This is a genomic window from Mesorhizobium sp. Cs1299R1N3 (assembly GCF_037179625.1).
GTDB lineage: Bacteria > Pseudomonadota > Alphaproteobacteria > Rhizobiales > Rhizobiaceae > Mesorhizobium > Mesorhizobium salmacidum.
Map to the genome: position 1 here is coordinate 209243 of NZ_JAPYKQ010000004.1, position 16512 is coordinate 225754.

The 16512-nt window shown below is 62.0% G+C and carries 18 protein-coding genes and 1 pseudogene; 5 read left to right on the forward strand and 14 right to left on the reverse strand.

The annotated features are described in order from the left end of the window. Positions 1-41: 41 nt before the first annotated feature. The 12 genes from O7B34_RS12105 to O7B34_RS12160 form a co-directional block, all read right to left on the reverse strand. Positions 42-317, reverse strand: a complete 276-nt coding sequence (locus O7B34_RS12105) for a sarcosine oxidase subunit delta (RefSeq protein ID WP_027142253.1) — start codon at positions 315-317, stop codon at positions 42-44. 14 nt (positions 318-331) lie between these two features. Next, on the reverse strand, positions 332-1585 hold the full coding sequence (locus tag O7B34_RS12110) for a sarcosine oxidase subunit beta family protein (protein WP_337141475.1): 1254 nt from the start codon (positions 1583-1585) through the stop codon (positions 332-334). A 38-nt stretch (positions 1586-1623) separates the two neighbouring features. Then, complete coding sequence (glnT, locus tag O7B34_RS12115) at positions 1624-2931, reverse strand: type III glutamate--ammonia ligase (RefSeq protein ID WP_337146287.1); 1308 nt, start codon at positions 2929-2931, stop codon at positions 1624-1626. Positions 2932-2963: 32 nt separating this feature from the next. Continuing rightward, complete coding sequence (locus tag O7B34_RS12120; RefSeq protein WP_337146288.1) at positions 2964-4292, reverse strand: FMN-binding glutamate synthase family protein; 1329 nt, start codon at positions 4290-4292, stop codon at positions 2964-2966. 6 nt (positions 4293-4298) lie between these two features. Further along, positions 4299-5021, reverse strand: a complete 723-nt coding sequence (locus O7B34_RS12125; RefSeq protein WP_027142256.1) for a GXGXG domain-containing protein — start codon at positions 5019-5021, stop codon at positions 4299-4301. 4 nt (positions 5022-5025) lie between these two features. Continuing rightward, positions 5026-5922 carry a class II glutamine amidotransferase gene (locus tag O7B34_RS12130; protein ID WP_337146289.1) on the reverse strand — a complete coding sequence of 299 codons (897 nt, stop codon included), beginning with the start codon at positions 5920-5922 and terminating at the stop codon, positions 5026-5028. A gap of 84 nt (positions 5923-6006) precedes the next feature. Beyond that, positions 6007-6336: a hypothetical protein gene (locus tag O7B34_RS12135; RefSeq protein ID WP_337107839.1), complete on the reverse strand. Its 330-nt coding sequence runs from the start codon at positions 6334-6336 to the stop codon at positions 6007-6009. Further along, positions 6333-7022 carry a hypothetical protein gene (locus O7B34_RS12140; protein ID WP_337146418.1) on the reverse strand — a complete coding sequence of 230 codons (690 nt, stop codon included), beginning with the start codon at positions 7020-7022 and terminating at the stop codon, positions 6333-6335. The genes O7B34_RS12135 and O7B34_RS12140 overlap by 4 nt, the downstream gene beginning before the upstream one ends. Positions 7023-7067: 45 nt before the next feature. Then, positions 7068-8474 (reverse strand): APC family permease, encoded by a 1407-nt coding sequence (locus O7B34_RS12145; protein WP_140507951.1) that lies wholly within the window; start codon positions 8472-8474, stop codon positions 7068-7070. Positions 8475-8488: 14 nt separating this feature from the next. Then, positions 8489-8650 (reverse strand): hypothetical protein, encoded by a 162-nt coding sequence (locus O7B34_RS12150; protein WP_027142261.1) that lies wholly within the window; start codon positions 8648-8650, stop codon positions 8489-8491. Between the two features lie 33 nt (positions 8651-8683). Continuing rightward, positions 8684-9061 carry a hypothetical protein gene (locus O7B34_RS12155; protein ID WP_337146290.1) on the reverse strand — a complete coding sequence of 126 codons (378 nt, stop codon included), beginning with the start codon at positions 9059-9061 and terminating at the stop codon, positions 8684-8686. Positions 9062-9073: 12 nt separating this feature from the next. Next, entirely contained in the window at positions 9074-9361 is a 288-nt protein-coding gene (locus O7B34_RS12160; protein WP_027142262.1) for a hypothetical protein, read from the reverse strand. Between the two features lie 287 nt (positions 9362-9648). Between O7B34_RS12160 and O7B34_RS12165 the strand changes: the two genes are divergently transcribed. The 4 genes from O7B34_RS12165 to O7B34_RS12180 all read left to right on the forward strand — a co-directional run bounded on the left by O7B34_RS12165 (position 9649) and on the right by O7B34_RS12180 (position 13511). Then, entirely contained in the window at positions 9649-10782 is a 1134-nt protein-coding gene (locus O7B34_RS12165) for an aminomethyltransferase family protein (RefSeq protein WP_337146291.1), read from the forward strand. Between the two features lie 38 nt (positions 10783-10820). After that, complete coding sequence (locus O7B34_RS12170) at positions 10821-11417, forward strand: dimethylamine monooxygenase subunit DmmA family protein (RefSeq protein WP_337146292.1); 597 nt, start codon at positions 10821-10823, stop codon at positions 11415-11417. Further along, positions 11414-12379 (forward strand): PDR/VanB family oxidoreductase, encoded by a 966-nt coding sequence (locus O7B34_RS12175; protein ID WP_337146293.1) that lies wholly within the window; start codon positions 11414-11416, stop codon positions 12377-12379. The genes O7B34_RS12170 and O7B34_RS12175 overlap by 4 nt, the downstream gene beginning before the upstream one ends. A gap of 91 nt (positions 12380-12470) precedes the next feature. Further along, a complete protein-coding gene (locus tag O7B34_RS12180; protein WP_337146294.1) occupies positions 12471-13511 on the forward strand; it encodes a heme-dependent oxidative N-demethylase family protein in 1041 nt (346 codons plus the stop codon). 148 nt (positions 13512-13659) lie between these two features. Here the strand turns inward: O7B34_RS12180 and O7B34_RS12185 are convergent. Further along, positions 13660-13968: pseudogene (locus tag O7B34_RS12185) on the reverse strand (endonuclease domain-containing protein); the annotation flags it as partial. 203 nt (positions 13969-14171) lie between these two features. Beyond that, positions 14172-14888, reverse strand: a complete 717-nt coding sequence (locus tag O7B34_RS12190) for a helix-turn-helix domain-containing protein (protein ID WP_140507935.1) — start codon at positions 14886-14888, stop codon at positions 14172-14174. A gap of 258 nt (positions 14889-15146) precedes the next feature. Here O7B34_RS12190 and O7B34_RS12195 point away from each other — a divergent pair, with 258 nt between their 5' ends. Beyond that, positions 15147-16505 (forward strand): NAD(P)/FAD-dependent oxidoreductase, encoded by a 1359-nt coding sequence (locus O7B34_RS12195; RefSeq protein WP_337146295.1) that lies wholly within the window; start codon positions 15147-15149, stop codon positions 16503-16505. The last annotated feature ends 7 nt before the right edge of the window (positions 16506-16512 follow it).

A 16512-nucleotide genomic window follows, 5' to 3' on the forward strand; every position in this document is an offset into this window, starting at 1 on the left:
GGCAGGCAGGTGAGGGGCAGCGCCGAGTTCGACAGGAAACCTCATTTCGCGACCTGCCTAGCGCCGGCACCCGCCGCTGGTTCGACCGCCGAAATCTCGTGCGTCAGCGTGTTGCGGGTGACTTTCAGCCAGGCCCGGCAACCGCCGCCGTGATACCAGTTCTCGTCCATCACGCCGGCGATGTTGTCGCGCAGATAGACGTAATCGTAGACCTCATCTTCCGATGCTCCAGGTGCCGGCCGCATCGGCTTGGCGTCGCCGAGATAGGTGAATTCGCCGAGTTCGCGTTCGCCGCAGAAGGGACAGGTGATGCGCATGGTTCCAGCTGCCTTCAGTGCAGGTTCGGTTGGGCGCCCTGGCCCTTTTCGTCGATGACAGCGCCAGACCGGAACCGGTCGAGACGGAAGCGGGCGGCCTCCTCATGCGACTCATCGCGGGCAAGCAGATGGGCGAAGACAAAGCCTGAGCCAGGTGTCGCCTTGAAGCCGCCATAGCACCAGCCGGCGTTGAGGTAGAGCCCGTCGACCGGTGTCTTGTCGATGATCGGCGAACCATCCATCGACATGTCCATGATGCCGCCCCATTGGCGCAGCAGGCGCACGCGGCCGATCATCGGCATCAGCGCCATGCCGCCCTCGCAGACATCTTCCATGACAGGCATGTTGCCGCGCTGGGCGTAGGAGTTGTAGCCGTCGATGTCGCCGCCGAAGACCAGCCCACCCTTGTCGGACTGGCTGACATAGAAATGGCCGGCGCCGAAGGTCATGACACCTGGAATGAGAGGCTTGATCGCCTCCGAGACGAAGGCCTGCAGCACATGGCTTTCGATCGGCAGCCGCAGGCCGGCCATTGCAGCGACCCGCGACGAAGAGCCGGCTACCGCCATGCCGACCTTGCCGGCGCCGATCCTGCCGCGCGACGTCTCGACGCCGGTCACCTTGCCGTTGGCGTCCCTGACAAAGCCGGTGACTTCGCAATTCTGGATGATGTCGACGCCAAGTTCGCTGGCAGCATGGGCGTAGCCCCAGGCCACGGCGTCGTGCCGCGCCGTGCCGCCGCGCCGTTGCAGCAGTCCGCCCTGCACGGGAAAGCGCGCATTGTCGAAATTCAGGAACGGGATCATCTTCCTGACCGCCGCCAGGTCGAGCAGTTCGGCGTCGATGCCGTTGATGCGCATGGTGTTGCCGCGCCGCGCATAGGCGTCGCGCTGCGCGTCGGAATGGTAGAGGTTGATGACGCCGCGCTGGCTGACCATCGCGTTGTAATTGAGGTCCTGCTCCATCCGCTCCCACAGCTTCATCGACAATTCGTAGAAGCCGGTATTGCCGGGCAGGCCGTAATTGGAGCGAATGATGGTGGTGTTGCGGCCGGCATTGCCGGAGCCGATCCAGCCCTTTTCCAGCACCGCGACATTTTTGATGCCGAACTCGCTGGCCAGGAACCAGGCGGTGGCCAGCCCATGGCCGCCACCGCCGATGATCACCACGTCATAGCGGTCCTTCGGCGAAGCGTCGCGCCAGGTGCGTTGCCAGTTCTTGTGGCCGGAAAGAGCGGCGCGGGCGAGCGAGAAGATCGAGTATTTCATAAAATCATTCCAAGGCCGCTCGCCCTACGCGTTGGAGGTCAGATATCCAGCGTGTGGTCGCGCTCCCACTGCGTGAAGTGCGAAGCATAGGAATTCCATTCCTGGTGCTTGAGCTTTAGGTATGCCGACGAAAATTCCTCACCCAGCGCCGCCTTGAGTGATTTGTCGTGGTCGAACTCGCGCAGCGCGTCGAGCAGGTTGAGCGGCAGTTTCGGCGCATCCGTGACGGTATGGCCGAGCTGGTACATGTCGATGTCGTAGCGCTTGCCGGGATCGGCCTTCGAGCGGATGCCGTCGAGCCCGGCGGCGATGATGACCGCCTGCAGAAGATAGGGGTTGGCGGCACCATCGGGCAGGCGCAACTCGAAGCGGCCCGGCCCCGGCACGCGCACCATGTGGGTGCGGTTGTTGCCGGTCCAGGTCACCGTGTTCGGCGCCCAGGTCGCGCCCGAAATGGTGCGCGGCGCGTTGATGCGCTTATAGGAATTGACCGTCGGATTGGTGATCGCGGCCAGCGCCGAAGCGTGCTTCATGATGCCGCCGAGGAAGTTCTTGCCCTTGGCGGAAAGACCGAGTTCCATCGAGTTGTCGGCAAACACATTGGTCTTGCCGGTCTCGTCCCACACCGAGATATGGGCATGGCAGCCATTGCCGGTCAGGCCCTGGAAGGGTTTGGGCATGAAGGTGGCGCGCAGCCCATGCTTTTCCGCGATCGACTTGACCATGAACTTGAAGAAGGAGTGCTTGTCGGCGGTCGGCAGCGCGTCGTCGAAGGCCCAGTTCATCTCGAACTGGCCGTTGGCGTCCTCATGGTCGTTCTGGTAGGCGCCCCAGCCGAGCGCCAGCATGTGGTCGCAGATCTCGGCGATGACATCGTAACGGCGCATCACCGCCTGCTGGTCGTAGCAAGGCTTCGAAGCCGTGTCGTATTCGTCGGAGATCGCCTTGCCGTCCGGCGAGATCAGGAAGAACTCGGCCTCGACACCGGTCTTGACATGCATGCCGTCGGCGGCTGCCTCGGCGATCAGCCGCTTCAGCGTGTTGCGCGGCGCCTGGCCGACCTCCTTGTTGTCCATGATGCAGTTGGCGGCGACCCAGGCGACTTCCGGTTTCCATGGCAATTGGATCACCGAGTCCGGATCCGGCACCGCCAGCATGTCGGGATGCGCCGGCGTCAGATCGAGCCAGGTGGCAAACCCGGCAAAGCCGGCACCATCCTTCTGCATGTCGGCGATCGCCTGCGCCGGCACCAGCTTGGCACGCTGGCCACTGAACAGGTCAGTGTAGGAAATCATGAAATATTTGACGCCGTTCTCTTTGGCGAATGCGGCGAGATCGTTCCCCATTATAGTTCCTCGCTTATGTCTTTGGATGTGTTCTAGAAGCCGTTCTTTCCCGGTATCCAGCTGGTGCCGGCCAGCGGCACGCCGGCCATGGCGGCAGCCTCGATCGTCAATGCGACGAGGTCCTCGGGTTCGAGATTGTGCAGGCTGTTCTTGCCGCAGGCGCGGGCGATGGTCTGCGCCTCCAGCGTCATCACCTTCAAATAGTTCGCCAGCCGGCGCCCGGCGGCCACGGGGTCGACCCGCTTCATCAGTTCCGGGTCCTGCGTGGTGATGCCGGCGGGGTCTTTGCCCTCATGCCAGTCGTCATAGGCGCCTGATGTGGTGCCGAGTTCGTTGTACTCCGCCTCCCAGCGGGGATCATTGTCGCCGAGCGCCACGAGTGCCGCTGTGCCGATCGACACCGCGTCGACGCCGAGCGCCAGCGCCTTGGCGACATCGGCTCCGTTGCGGATGCCGCCGGAGACGATCAGCTGAACCTTGCGGTGCATGCCGAGATCCTGCAGCGCCTGCACCGCCGGCCTGATACAGGCAAGCGTCGGCTGGCCGACATTTTCGATGAACACCTCCTGCGTCGCCGCCGTGCCGCCCTGCATGCCGTCGACGACGACGACATCGGCGCCGGCTTTCACCGCAAGAGCGGTGTCGTAATAGGGGCGGGCGCCACCGACCTTGACGTAGATCGGCTTTTCCCAGTCGGTGATTTCACGCAGTTCGAGGATCTTGATCTCGAGGTCGTCCGGTCCGGTCCAGTCGGGATGGCGCGAGGCCGAGCGCTGGTCGATGCCTTTCGGCAGCGTCCGCATCTCGGCGACACGATCGGAAATTTTCTGGCCAAGCAGCATGCCGCCGCCGCCGGGCTTGGCGCCCTGGCCGACGACGACTTCGATGGCATCGGCGCGGCGCAGGTCGCGCAGGTTCATGCCATAGCGCGACGGCAGGTATTGATAGACCAGTTGCTTGGAATGACCGCGCTCTTCCTCGGTCATGCCGCCATCGCCTGTCGTGGTCGATGTGCCTGACAGCGTCGCGCCGCGCCCGAGCGCTTCCTTGGCCGGGCCGGACAGCGAGCCGAAGCTCATGCCGGCGATGGTGATCGGGATATTCAGCTCGATTGGCTTCTTCGCATGCCGCGACCCCAGCACCACTGAGGTGTCGCAGCGCTCACGGTAGCCTTCCAGCGGATAGCGCGAGATCGAGGCGCCGAGGAACAGCAGATCGTCGAAATGCGGCAGCTTGCGTTTGGCGCCGGCACCTCTGATATCGTAGATGCCGGTCGCCGCGGCACGGCGGATTTCGGAAAGCGTGTAGTCGTCGAAGGTCGCGGATTTGCGCGGCGTCGTCGGCGGGTTGCGATAGGTCATGCTGCCTCAATACGCATCGGCGTTGTCGATATTGAAATTGTAGAGCGTGCGCGCCGAGCCGTAGCGCTTGAACTCCGACGGCTTGACGCCGGTCACGCCGGCGCGATCGAGCAGACCCTGCAGCAACTCCAGATGCTCGGGCCGCAACTCCTTGGCAATGCAGTCGGCGCCCAGGCTGTCGACCTTGCCGCGTACGAAGAGCCGCGCCTCGTAGATGGAATCGCCCAGCGCGTCGCCGGCATCGCCCAGCACCACGAGATTGCCGGACTGCGCCATGAAGGCCGACATATGGCCGATATTGCCGTGCACGACGATGTCGATGCCCTTCATCGAAATGCCGCAGCGCGACGAGGCGTTGCCCTCGATGACCAGCAGCCCGCCCTTGCCGGTGGCGCCGGCATATTGGCTGGCGTCGCCCTTGATGACGATGGAACCCGACATCATGTTCTCGCCGACGCCCGGGCCGGCCGAACCATGCACGGTGATCGTGCTGCCCGAATTCATGCCGCCGCAGTAATAGCCGACGCTGCCGCGCACATCGATGCTGACGGGCTGGTCGACGCCGACGGCGACCGAATGGCTGCCTTTCGGGTTGAGCACTTCCCACGCCGTCTCGTTCGAGCCGGGAGCCAGATTGTGCAGCGCCTGGTTGAGTTCGCGCAGCGACAGGACGTCGAGGTCGAAGACGCGCGCATGGCTGTCGCGCATTGCCTTGGAGGTTGCCGGCATGAACTCAATGCTCCCAGAAATAGACGGTTGCGGGCTCCGGTTCCCAGACCCTCGCATTGTCTATGCCGGGCAGTTTGGTCAGCGCGCGATATTCCGAGCCGAAGGCGACATACTGGTCGGTCTCGGCCATCACGGCGGGCTTGCAGGCGATCGGATCGCGCACCACGCCAAAACCGTTCTTGGTGCCGACGACGAAGGTGAAGAAGCCGTCGAGGTCGGAGAGGGTGCCTTCCAGGGCCTCGCCGAGGTTCTTGCCATGCGCCATTTGCGAGGAAAGGTAGGCGGCCGCCACCTCGGTATCGTTCTCGGTCTCGAATTTCATGCCTTCGCGCACCAGCTCGCGGCGGACATTGTTGTGGTTGGACAAAGAACCATTGTGCACCAGGCACTGGTCGGCACCCGTCGAGAATGGATGCGCGCCCATCGTCGTCACCGCCGATTCCGTCGCCATGCGGGTGTGCCCGATGCCATGCGTGCCGGTCATCTTGCGGATATCGAAGCGATCGACGACAGCTTCGGGCAGGCCGACTTCCTTGTAGATCTCCACCGCTTCGCCGGCGCCCATGATGCGGATGTCGGGCCTGAGCGACTGGAGGGCTTCACGCGCCGCGTCGACCTTGTCGGACGTGGTCCTGACCACCGCGTGTGTCGATTTCACCGCAATGCTCACCGGCGCTCCGAGAGCCTTGGCGAGTTCGGCGTCCAGGCCGCGGAAATCGCGTTCCGGCTTCGGCGACTGGATGGTGATCTTGGCCTCGTTGCCTGATGTCGCGCCATAGATGGCGATGCCGGCGCTGTCAGGGCCGCGATCGCTGAGCGATACCAGCATCTCCGACAGCATCGCGCCGAGCTTCGGCTCCAGCGCCTTGTCCTTCAGGAAAAGTCCAACGATTCCGCACATGTCAGCCTCCCGACGTTTGTGACTAGAGATGATGTACCGAATGAAATCCTGGAATTCAATGGGATGAAAAAAATTTTCCTCTGATTACGTATGCGGCTCAATGCCACTCTGCGTATCATCGCCCTGCGGTCGGGCATTATGAGCCCATTTGGCGGTACGGATGCGGGCGATCTTGTAGGCGTCGAGGATCGACAGCGCATAGATCAGAAAGCCGCCCGCATGACGGCCGACGAAGCTCGCATCCGGCGGCGAAATCTTGGCGGTCACCCAGGCCAGGATGACCATGAAGAAAAGGAACTGCAGTCCGCGCACGGGTACGCCAAGAATGACATGACCGCTTGCCGGCAGCACGATCGCGGCGCCCATGACGAGATAAGGGCTCACGGGTGCCGGCGATGTGTTTGAAGTGCTCATGCCACCTGCCGTTCACCTTGGTTGATGGCGTCCCGCAGCTTCGAGAGAGATACGAGCAGCCGCTCGATCAGCGTCGCATCGATCCGCGTGTCACCGAACGCGGCTTGCCGGAAGACACCGTAGCGTGCCCGTTCGGCCTCGGCCAGCAGCCACACGATGCGCAATCCGTTTGGCGTGATCAGCAGCTCCTTGGCGCGGTCATCCGCAAAGGTTTCAAGATGACCGGCGATGATGCCTTGCGGGAAACGCGTGCCTCTGCGGTCCGTCCGCAGCACCGCTTCGGCTGGAAATCCCGGAGCTTTCGGCAGCGTATGGTCCAGATGATCGAAATTGGAGAAGGTCGTCGGTGAACCCGGCCGCATCATCATATCGAAAATGGCTGACACCGCGACCTTCTCGGTGATCGAAACACTAAGCCAGCGCGCCGGCAGTTTCCGCGTCGCCAGCGTGTCGATGATGGTGCGCAACTGGACGCGTTGGCCGTTCCACGATCCTTCCCAGGTGATGACGCCGGCGGTGCCGTCCGAGACATTGGCCGCGTCCGCGACGACGGCGCGAATGCTGGCATCGTCAGCGGCGAGCGCTGCCGAAGCCTTGTCGCGGCTGCGGCGTGCCAGCCACGCAAAATGAAGGACGAGAGCCAGGACAATTGCCCCGGCAAGCAGTGCTGATGTCACTTCCGACATTTTATCGTGCAAGGCCCGTCCAGATCCTGGGCGGGCCTACTCCCATCAATAGCCCTGCGGCTTCGGCCACGGCATGGTGAACTGGTCGCCCCGCCGCACGAATTTGTAGCGGTAGAAATGGAACCACAGCGAGATCAGGAAATAGAAGGCGACCATGGCGATCAACTGCGAGCCGAAGCCGAGGAAGATGGCGAAGAAGGTCACCACGCACAGGCAGAACAGGACGATTGCCGGCAGCGGATGGAAGGGGTGCGTGTAGCCGCGGCGGATCGAGCCCAGCGGCCACTTTTTCCTGAACATCATGATGTTGATGCTCATGAAAGTGTATTGCAGCACGCCCGACAGGATCGAGAAGGTGATCGCCTGGTTGAGATCGGCGATGAAGGCGAAGGCCAATGCGATCGGCAGCAGGAACAGGATCGATCGGTAGGGCGTGCGGTATTTCGGATGCACCGCCGAAAACCAGCTCGGCAGATAGCGGTCGCGGCCAAGCGAGAACCAGGCGCGCGCCGCGTCGTTGATGCAGCCATTGGCGGAGGCCAGCGCGGCGAGCAGCGTCGCGATGAACAGAAGGTTCTCCAGCAGCGGGCTGCCGGTCAGTTTGCCGGCATCCCAGAGCGGATAATAGGTGATGCCGAGATATTCCCAAGGCATCAGCGAGGCGCAGACATACCAGGTCATGGCGGCGGCGATCAGAAGCGTGATCATGCCGGCCATGGTGCCGTAGGGCAGGGAACGTGCCGGCGAGCGCACTTCCTCGGCCGCCTGCGTGGTGCCTTCGATGCCGAGATAGTACCAGATGCCGAACTGGAAGGCGGCGATCACGCCGATCCAGCCATAGGGCAGCGCGTTGCCTGGAGTGACCAGTTCGTTGAGCTTCAGCACCGCGCCTTGCGTCCAAGGGCTGACCGAGAAGAACAGGACGACGATCGAGACATAGGCGATGGCCGTTATGACGAAGTTGACGTTGAGCGTCATCAGCACGCCGCGATAGTTGAGCCAGGCCAGGACCACGATGGTGGCGGCGATGAAGGAATTGTGGGTTAGCCCTTCGACTCCCGCCTTGGCGACGATGGTGTCGCCGAGCAGGATGGCATCGGACACTTCCAGCATCGTGTAGGCAAAAACCAGGAACAGCGCGACGTTGAAGGCCATCAGCGGGCCGACGATGTGCTTGGCCTGCGCATATTGGCCGCCGGCGGCGGCCACCGTCGATGTCACCTCGGAATCGATCATGGCCACCGAGGTGTAGAGCAGCCCGACGACCCAACACACGATCAGGGCCGCCAGCGCGCCGCCCTTGTCGGCCGAGAAATTCCAGCCGGTGAACTCGCCGACCAGAACGATGCCGACACCGAGCGCCCAGACATGGGCCGGGCCAAGCACCCGAAGCAGCGATACCCGGTCGCCGTGAATTGTGGTGGTGGTGGTGTTTTCAAGCGCGACCGTCATCGATCAATCCCCACTCAGATCCGGTGTTTTTCGGAAACGGCTTCAAGCTCGCCTTCGCGCGACGAGGTCAGAACGTCCTCGGAGTAGTTCGTATCGACCTTGAACCAGTCGTAGAGCATCCAAAGCGCGAGCACGATCGAGATGCCCCAGCATGCGTAAGAGAGTGCCACCCACATGGTCGTGTCTCCAAAATTCTTCGTCGTCAAACTCTATTTGTCGTCGAACTTTTCGTTGATGACATCGCGATATTCGCGGTCGGATGCCCGGAACAGGAACACGAAATAACCGATCAGCACGGCCGCCATGATGATCAGCGTCGGCCAGTCGATGATGTAGTGGAACCGGTTCTGGATGACGTCGTGAGCGGTCTCCGGCGTATAGCCGAGCTTTTCCCAGATCGACGCCATGGTCGGATTCTGCCCGAGCGCTTCCCAGGTCTTGGCATCGAGCGCATCGATGGATTTCGCGGCACCCGCAAGACCAAGCTTCAGCGGGAGCCACAGCGCCACGAAGATGGCGACCACGACAACGGCGATATCGAAAACTTGCCCGGCCTTGCTCTGCTTCGGCGGTGTATAGCGGGACATTGTTTCTCCCCCTCAGGACTTGCGGTTGCGGGATGCGTCGGCGTTCTTGATGTCGAGCCCGTAGATGAACTCCTTGTCTTCCTTGTAGTGTTTGACCATCGCCAGGATGGCTGCCGTGTTGAAGATGAGCACCGCGGCGGCGGCAATGGCGACGACGGCCTTGATGCCGCCCTGCGGAATGTATGGCCACGTCATGAAGAGGACGAAGAGTATCGTCGCCCATAGGCAGACGATCAGGAGCGCGGATCCGCGCAAGTCGGAGCGGTACAGCGCCTCGATGCGCTGCTGCAGGTCTGACATCGGATTTCCCCTTCTTTGCCGACGTCCGGTTCCGAATCCACCGCCCGCCGCTCTCTTTCAAGAGAGTGAAATTTTTTTCATAAGTTCCGCCCGAATCTCGGACTTGTCAAGACCAATTTACGTGGCGTTAACCGCTCGTTTCGAGTGAACAATTTTGCCTGACAATGAAATTATTTGCTTCAAGGGGATTGCAGGCTTCCCGCGTTTGCGGTCAATATTCCATCCAAAGCTCCGGCCTCGGGCAAAGGAGCAGGGAACAGCAGGATTTTCGAACGGAGGACGAGCGGATGACGGCATCCTGGAGATTTTCAACCCTGGCGGATCGCCATCGCGCTCTGGGGTCGAAACTCGAAGACTGGAGCGGTATGGGCACCGCCTGGACCTACGACAAGGATGCCGATGAGGAATATATCGCCATTCGCACCAAGGCCGGGCTCATGGATGTTTCCGGCCTGAAGAAGGTGCACATCACAGGGCCGCACGCCTCGCATCTCATCGACCTCGCCACAACGCGTGACGTCGAAAAAATCTATCCCGGCAAGTCGGCCTATGCCTGCATGCTGAACGAGGCGGGAAAGTTCACCGACGACTGCATCCTCTACCGCACGGGACCGAATTCCTGGATGGTCGTGCACGGCTCGGGCACCGGCCACGAGGAACTGCAGCGGGCGGCGATGGGCCGCGACGTGTCGCTGCGCTTCGACGACAATCTGCACGATTTGTCGCTGCAGGGGCCGGCGGCGGTCGACTATCTGGCCAAGCACGTGCCCGGCATCCGCGACCTCAACTATTTCCATCACATGCAGACGCAGGTGTTCGGCTTCCCCGTCATGATCTCGCGCACCGGCTATACCGGCGAGCGCGGCTACGAGATCTTCTGCCGTGGCCAGGATGCCGGCACGATCTGGGACAGGATCCTCGACGAGGGCAAGGGCGCCGGCATCATTCCGTGCCGCTTCACCACCCTCGATATGCTGCGCGTCGAGAGCTACCTCTTGTTCTACCCCTATGACAATTCGCAGAAATACCCGTTCGAGAACGAAGGCCCCGGCGACACGCTTTGGGAACTCGGCCTCGACTTCACCGTCAGCCCCGGCAAGACCGGGTTCCGCGGCGCCGAAGAGCACTATCGCTTGAAAGGCAAGGAGCGCTTCAAGATCTACGGCGTCCTGCTCGACGGCAAGGAGCCGGCCGATGAAGGCGCTCCGGTCTATCGCGACGGCAAAAAGGTCGGCGTGGTCACCTGCGCCATGTATTCGCCGCTGGTCGAGAAATCGATGGGCATCGCCCGGCTCGACGTCGACTGCGCGGTCAAGGACACCAAGCTCGAAATTCGTAACAAGAGCGGTTCCATCAAGGCGACGGCGCAGCCCTTGCCGTTCGACGATCCCAAGAAGACCAAGCGCACGGCGAAAGGCTGAGGCATAATCGACGAGGGGTTTCGAGGCACAAAGACAGAATGGCAGCCAAGACCATCATCAGCCGGCCGATTTACGGGACCCTGTCTCCGCAGCCCGGCACGCATCATCTTTTCCTAGCGGATGCGGAAGGCGCGCTCGCGATAACGGACATGGCCGCCAGGGCTCCGGGCGGGTTCTTCGACGGGGCCGAAATCGTCTTCATTCCCGGTCCTGACGGCCAATACGTTGCCGCTCTCGAAGCGTTGAAGCCGGCGCAACTGCACATCGCGCCGTCCTTCGCCAGTCTGCTGCCGCGTCTGACGCAGACGCTGACCAACGCGCATATGGGTCTGCGCCTCTATCTCGCCGGCACCGAAGGGCTGATCGGCCAGGCCATGCAGGTGGCGCTCGAAGCCGGCATCGACCACACTTCCATGCAGACCGAGCATCGCGGCTCGCTGGCACGGCGCATGCAGTGCGTGCACTGCAAGGGCATCACCGAGAATGTCACGACGCAGCCGGCGAACTGCTCGCATTGCGGCCTGCTTCTGTTGGTACGCGATCACTATTCAAGGCGCCTCGCCGCATTCCAGGGCGTCTGCATCAATGCCGAAGACCGCAGTGAAATTCCTCCCATGGAGGAGATCTTCCGATGAGCACGGGAACCACCAAGCTCGACGTCGTCGTCAGCGATGTCGTCCCGGTCAATGACCTGGTCACCCGTTTCCATTTTCGCCGGCGTGATGGTGAGCTGTTGCCGACCTTTTCCGGCGGCGCCCATGTCGTGGTCGAGATGCGCGATGGCGAGCGCACAAGGCTCAATCCCTATTCGCTGATGGGCTCGCCGCTCGACACGCGCGAATACACCATCTCGGTGCGCCGCGACGATGTCGGTCGTGGCGGCTCGCTGTTCATGCACAGGTCGGTCAAGCCGGGCCTGGAGATGGTGATCAGCTATCCCGTCAATCTGTTCTCACTCGATCTCAGGGCCAAAAAGCACCTGATGCTGGCCGGCGGCATCGGCATCACGCCGTTCATGGCGCAGACCGCCCAACTTGCGGGCGAAGGCGGCAATTTCGAACTGCACTACACCTGCCGCACCGCCTCGCTCGGCACCTATGCCGACGTGCTGCGGGAGCGCTACGGCCGTCGCGCCCGGCTCTATCATGACGACCGCGGGGAGCGCATAGAGCTCGACCGGATGCTGTCCTCGCAGCCGCTCGGCACGCATCTCTATGTCTGCGGCCCCGCCGGCATGATCAACTGGGTGCGCGAGCGGGCTGCCGCGCTCGGCTGGCCGCCGGAGACAGTGCACTACGAGCACTTCGCGGCGCCGCAGCCCGGCCTGCCGTTCGACGTGACCCTTGCCGTCAGCGGCAAGACCATCCGCGTCGGCGAGCAGCAGAGCCTGCTCGAAGCCATCGAAGCCGCCGGCGTCGATCCGCCCTATCTCTGCCGTGGCGGCGTCTGCGGCCAATGCGAGACCAACGTCATCTCGTGCGACGGCAAGTTCATCCACAACGACCATTGGCTGAGCGAGGAAGACCACCGTTCGGGCAGGAAGATCATGCCGTGCGTGTCGCGCTTCGAAGGCCGGTCGCTGGTGCTGGAGCGATAGAGCATTTTGCAGCCAAGTTAATACACTTGGCGTCGCAGAAATGCGGCTAAAACAAAGAGATAGAGCGGGCATCCCGCTCTAGGAGGAAAACATGGGCATCACCTTTCGCAAGGAAACGTTCCGCGACGACTTCACCTTCAAGAACAGCCCGGAGCACATCAGGCGGTTTCCGTTCCCGTTCCACGAAGACAGCTACATGTACGCGGTCAACATCGAGCCGCATGTCGTCGGCCCGAAAGGCTCGGTGCTGGAGAACCTGATCGACGTCGACGAGCATTATGTCGCCGAGATGCAGGACCGCGCGCTGGTGCTGGCCGAGGATCCATTGCGCTGCCAGTCGCTGCCGCACATGACGCTCGCCGGTTGGGACCTGCTGGAACTTTTGATGGAGCAGCAGGCGCTGGGCTATCCCGAGCATTTCACGCTGACGCGCGATGGCGACCGCTGGCGCTGGATCAACCGCCCGCTTGGCATCGATGACACCTTCACCTTCGGCGACACCTCGACCTTGCCTTACGGGCCGATGGAATACATCACCCGCCAGAGCCAGGGCGATTTCTGCATACTCGACCAGCGCGATGGCAATCTGTGGATGGATGCCGGCATGGTCACCACTCAGGCCGACTGGTCGCTCGATTTCGACATCGGCATGAATTTCTTCGAGTGGCACGCGCCGGTGCCGCTGGCGCATGAGAAGGGGATTTTCGTCAGGGCGCTAAAATTCCTCACCAACATCCAGCAGGGCAAACCGGCCAGGCGCCTGAACTGGACGATGACCATCAATCCGCGCCTCGATACCAGCCCCGAAAATTATCACAAATGGGGACCGGACCGCACGACCGTGACGCCTGAGAATGTCGGCGACAAGGTGCATCTGCGGGTCGAGTTGCAAAGCTTCTGGCGGCTGCCGCGCTCCAACGGCATCGTCTTCCCGATCCGCTGCTACCTGATCAAGATGGACGAGCTGGTCACGCAGCCGAAATGGGCACGGCGCCTGCACCGCGTGATCCGCGATCTGCCCGAGGAACTGGCCAATTACAAAGGCCTGACCCGGTATCGGTCGACGCTGGTCGAGTGGCTGTCGAAGCTGGATGACGGGAGTGCGACGAGCCCAGGGTTTGGACCGGATTGAATTGCTGGTATGGCGCTGCTCTCCACGCAGCCAATCTCCCCCCAAGAGGGGGAGATGCCCGGCAGGGCGAGGGGGGCGCCGTCGAGCGCCAGCCTTGCCCCATGTCCACCCCAGCGCTTCCGCGAAACTCACGACGCGCCCCCCAACCCAACCCAACCACAATCACGACATGCTGGCAGACATTGTCGACATCGCGGATGACGTCGTCGTTCCAGAAACGCAGGACAGTCCAGCCCAGCGCTTCGAACTTGGCGGTTCTTGCAGCGTCGAATTCCAACGTTTCGGCTTGACCATGCTGGGAACCATCAAGCTCGATGATGAGCTTTTTGTCCGGGCATGCAAAATCGACTATATGGCCGGCAATAGGCATCTGGCGCCGAAACCCCATTCCCATCAGCCTGTGTGCCCTGAGCTCATTCCAGAGCTTGAGTTCGGCATCGGTCATCACCTTGCGCATCCTGCGCGCATTGCCGCGGTTGTTGGCTGATACTGATTATGCGTCATCGCGGTTCGCCCCCCTCTGTCCTGCCGGACATCTCCCCCTAAAGGGGGAGATCGGATGTCACTTCGGCTTTCGCCGATCGCTAACGCTCCAAAGAGGAGCCGCCGCGAGGCTGCCGACCTCCCTCAGGAGGAGACCAAGGGGAGATTGGCCACACCTCAACCCGCACTATTCTGCGGATAGCAGATAATCGACAGATAGCGCATCGGCAGTTTCGTCAATTGTTCGGGCCCGTGCGGTGCGTCGGCGTCGAAGAACAGGCTGTCGCCGGGCTTCATCGGATAGAGGTTGCTGCCGTGCCTGTAAACGACCTCGCCCTCGAGCATGTAGAGGAACTCCATGCCCTCGTGCTGGAACGTCGGGAATACATCGGAATCCTCGGTCAGCGTGATCAGATAGGGTTCGACGACGACGCCGCTGGTGTTCGAGCCGATATGGCCGAGCAGATTGTATTGGTGGCCGGCGCGCGTGCCCCGGCGCTCGACATCGAGGCCTTGGCCAGCCTTGACGAAGACGGCACTTCGCTCCTCCTCGAAGCGGCGGAAGAAGGCGGTGACGGGAACGCCGAGCGCCCGCGACAGCGCCTGCAAGGTGGTGAGCGACGGCGAGGTGATGCCATTCTCGATCTTCGACAGCATGCCCAGCGAAATGTCGGTGGCGACCGCGAGATCCGCGACGGTGATGCCGAGCTTCTTGCGGAAGGCCCGCACCTCGCGGCCGATCGCGACCTCCAGGACTTTTTCGCGGGTGTCGCGAATGGCGTGCGGGTTTTGCGTCAGTGGCGCGCGGATGGTCCTGCCGTCCGCCGACACTTTCGGTGACGGTTTTGCCTTTGCGCTCGCGGGAGCCTTGGTATCCGAAATTGCCTTTGCCATGTCGCCCCCAATCGTAAGGATTTATTTCACTCAAGGTGAACATGTCAGGTGCCGATACAGAGCGCAACCGCAACTGCAAGCCATCTTATGTCGCACACGGCAGTGCAGCCATCGCGGCTGCCGCGGGTTTTTCGCCAGGAATCCGCTGTGCGCAAATGCCGTTCCCGCAGATGTCTGTTGACAGCACCAAGCGGCCAATTACTGTCACTGCCAGTGAAATTTGTTTCGCTGGGGAAATCAAAAAAGAGGAGGCCCGGAATGAACATTCGCGTTGCCGTTATCGGAGCCGGACCGTCCGGTCTGGCCCAGCTCAGGGCCTTCAAGTCGGCCGCCGACAAGGGCGCCGACATTCCCGAGATCGTCTGCTTTGAAAAGCAGTCCGACTGGGGCGGCCTGTGGAACTACACGTGGCGCACCGGCCTCGACGAACATGGCGACCCCGTCCACGGCTCGATGTACCGTTATCTCTGGTCGAACGGGCCGAAGGAATGCCTGGAATTCGCCGACTACACGTTCGAGGAGCATTTCGGCCGTCCGATCGGCTCCTATCCGCCGCGCGCCGTGCTGTGGGATTACATCAAGGGCCGCGTCGAGAAGTCGGGCCTGCGCAAATGGGTGCGCTTCAACAGCCCGGTGCGCATGGTCACCTTCTCCGACGAGACGAAGAAATTCACGGTCACCGCGCATGACCGCACCAATGACGTGACTTACTCCGAGGAGTTCGACAATGTCGTCGTCGCTTCGGGGCATTTCTCCGTGCCCAACGTGCCCTATTTCGAAGGCTTCTCGACCTTCAACGGCCGCATCCTGCACAGCCACGATTTCCGCGACGCGATGGAGTTCAAGGGCAAGGACATCCTGATCATCGGCCGTTCCTATTCGGCCGAGGACATCGGCTCGCAATGCTACAAATACGGCGCGAAATCGATCACCTCCAGCTACCGGTCGAAGCCGATGGGCTTCAAATGGCCCGAGAATTGGAAAGAGGTGCCGCTGCTGCAGAAGGTCGTCGGCAAGACCGCGCATTTCAAGGACGGCACGACCAAGGATGTCGATGCCATCATCCTGTGCACCGGCTACCTCCACTCCTTCCCCTTCCTCACCGACGATCTCAAGCTCAAGACCGCCAACCGCATGTGGCCGGACTCGCTCTATGAGGGTGTCGTCTGGGAGAAGAACCCGAAGCTTTCGTACATCGGCATGCAGGACCAGTTCTACACCTTCAACATGTTCGACGCGCAGGCCTGGTTCGCGCGCGACGTCATCATGGGCCGCATCAAGTTGCCCTCGGCGGAGGCGATGGCGGCGCATGGCGCGAAATGGCGCGCCCGCGAGGAAACGCTTGAGGACGCCGAGCAGATGATCTGGTTCCAGGGTGACTACACCAAGGAATTGATGGACCAGACCGACTATCCAGGCTTCGACGTCGAGGCGGTCAACCAGACGTTCATGGAGTGGGAGCACCACAAGGGCGAAGACATTATGAGCTTCCGCGACCACGCCTACCGCTCGCTGATGACCGGCACCATGGCGCCGCTGCACCACACGCCCTGGCTGCAGGCGCTGGACGATTCCATGGAGAGCTACCTCGAGGTGAAGGGCGTCGCGGCGGAGTAGCCGCAGC

What these genes read in the sequence shown, in the direction of transcription:
- O7B34_RS12110 (WP_337141475.1), bottom strand. Translation starts at nt 1,585, where the DNA reads ATGAAATACTCGATCTTCTCGCTCGCCCGCGCCGCTCTTTCCGGCCAC.
- O7B34_RS12140 (WP_337146418.1), bottom strand. Translation starts at nt 7,022, where the DNA reads ATGTCGGAAGTGACATCAGCACTGCTTGCCGGGGCAATTGTCCTGGCT.
- O7B34_RS12135 (WP_337107839.1), bottom strand. Translation starts at nt 6,336, where the DNA reads ATGAGCACTTCAAACACATCGCCGGCACCCGTGAGCCCTTATCTCGTC.
- glnT (WP_337146287.1), bottom strand. Translation starts at nt 2,931, where the DNA reads ATGGGGAACGATCTCGCCGCATTCGCCAAAGAGAACGGCGTCAAATAT.
- O7B34_RS12195 (WP_337146295.1), top strand. Translation starts at nt 15,147, where the DNA reads ATGAACATTCGCGTTGCCGTTATCGGAGCCGGACCGTCCGGTCTGGCC.
- O7B34_RS12180 (WP_337146294.1), top strand. Translation starts at nt 12,471, where the DNA reads ATGGGCATCACCTTTCGCAAGGAAACGTTCCGCGACGACTTCACCTTC.
- O7B34_RS12190 (WP_140507935.1), bottom strand. Translation starts at nt 14,888, where the DNA reads ATGGCAAAGGCAATTTCGGATACCAAGGCTCCCGCGAGCGCAAAGGCA.
- O7B34_RS12165 (WP_337146291.1), top strand. Translation starts at nt 9,649, where the DNA reads ATGACGGCATCCTGGAGATTTTCAACCCTGGCGGATCGCCATCGCGCT.
- O7B34_RS12170 (WP_337146292.1), top strand. Translation starts at nt 10,821, where the DNA reads ATGGCAGCCAAGACCATCATCAGCCGGCCGATTTACGGGACCCTGTCT.
- O7B34_RS12155 (WP_337146290.1), bottom strand. Translation starts at nt 9,061, where the DNA reads ATGTCCCGCTATACACCGCCGAAGCAGAGCAAGGCCGGGCAAGTTTTC.
- O7B34_RS12150 (WP_027142261.1), bottom strand. Translation starts at nt 8,650, where the DNA reads ATGTGGGTGGCACTCTCTTACGCATGCTGGGGCATCTCGATCGTGCTC.
- O7B34_RS12105 (WP_027142253.1), bottom strand. Translation starts at nt 317, where the DNA reads ATGCGCATCACCTGTCCCTTCTGCGGCGAACGCGAACTCGGCGAATTC.
- O7B34_RS12175 (WP_337146293.1), top strand. Translation starts at nt 11,414, where the DNA reads ATGAGCACGGGAACCACCAAGCTCGACGTCGTCGTCAGCGATGTCGTC.
- O7B34_RS12160 (WP_027142262.1), bottom strand. Translation starts at nt 9,361, where the DNA reads ATGTCAGACCTGCAGCAGCGCATCGAGGCGCTGTACCGCTCCGACTTG.
- O7B34_RS12125 (WP_027142256.1), bottom strand. Translation starts at nt 5,021, where the DNA reads ATGCCGGCAACCTCCAAGGCAATGCGCGACAGCCATGCGCGCGTCTTC.
- O7B34_RS12120 (WP_337146288.1), bottom strand. Translation starts at nt 4,292, where the DNA reads ATGACCTATCGCAACCCGCCGACGACGCCGCGCAAATCCGCGACCTTC.
- O7B34_RS12145 (WP_140507951.1), bottom strand. Translation starts at nt 8,474, where the DNA reads ATGACGGTCGCGCTTGAAAACACCACCACCACCACAATTCACGGCGAC.
- O7B34_RS12130 (WP_337146289.1), bottom strand. Translation starts at nt 5,922, where the DNA reads ATGTGCGGAATCGTTGGACTTTTCCTGAAGGACAAGGCGCTGGAGCCG.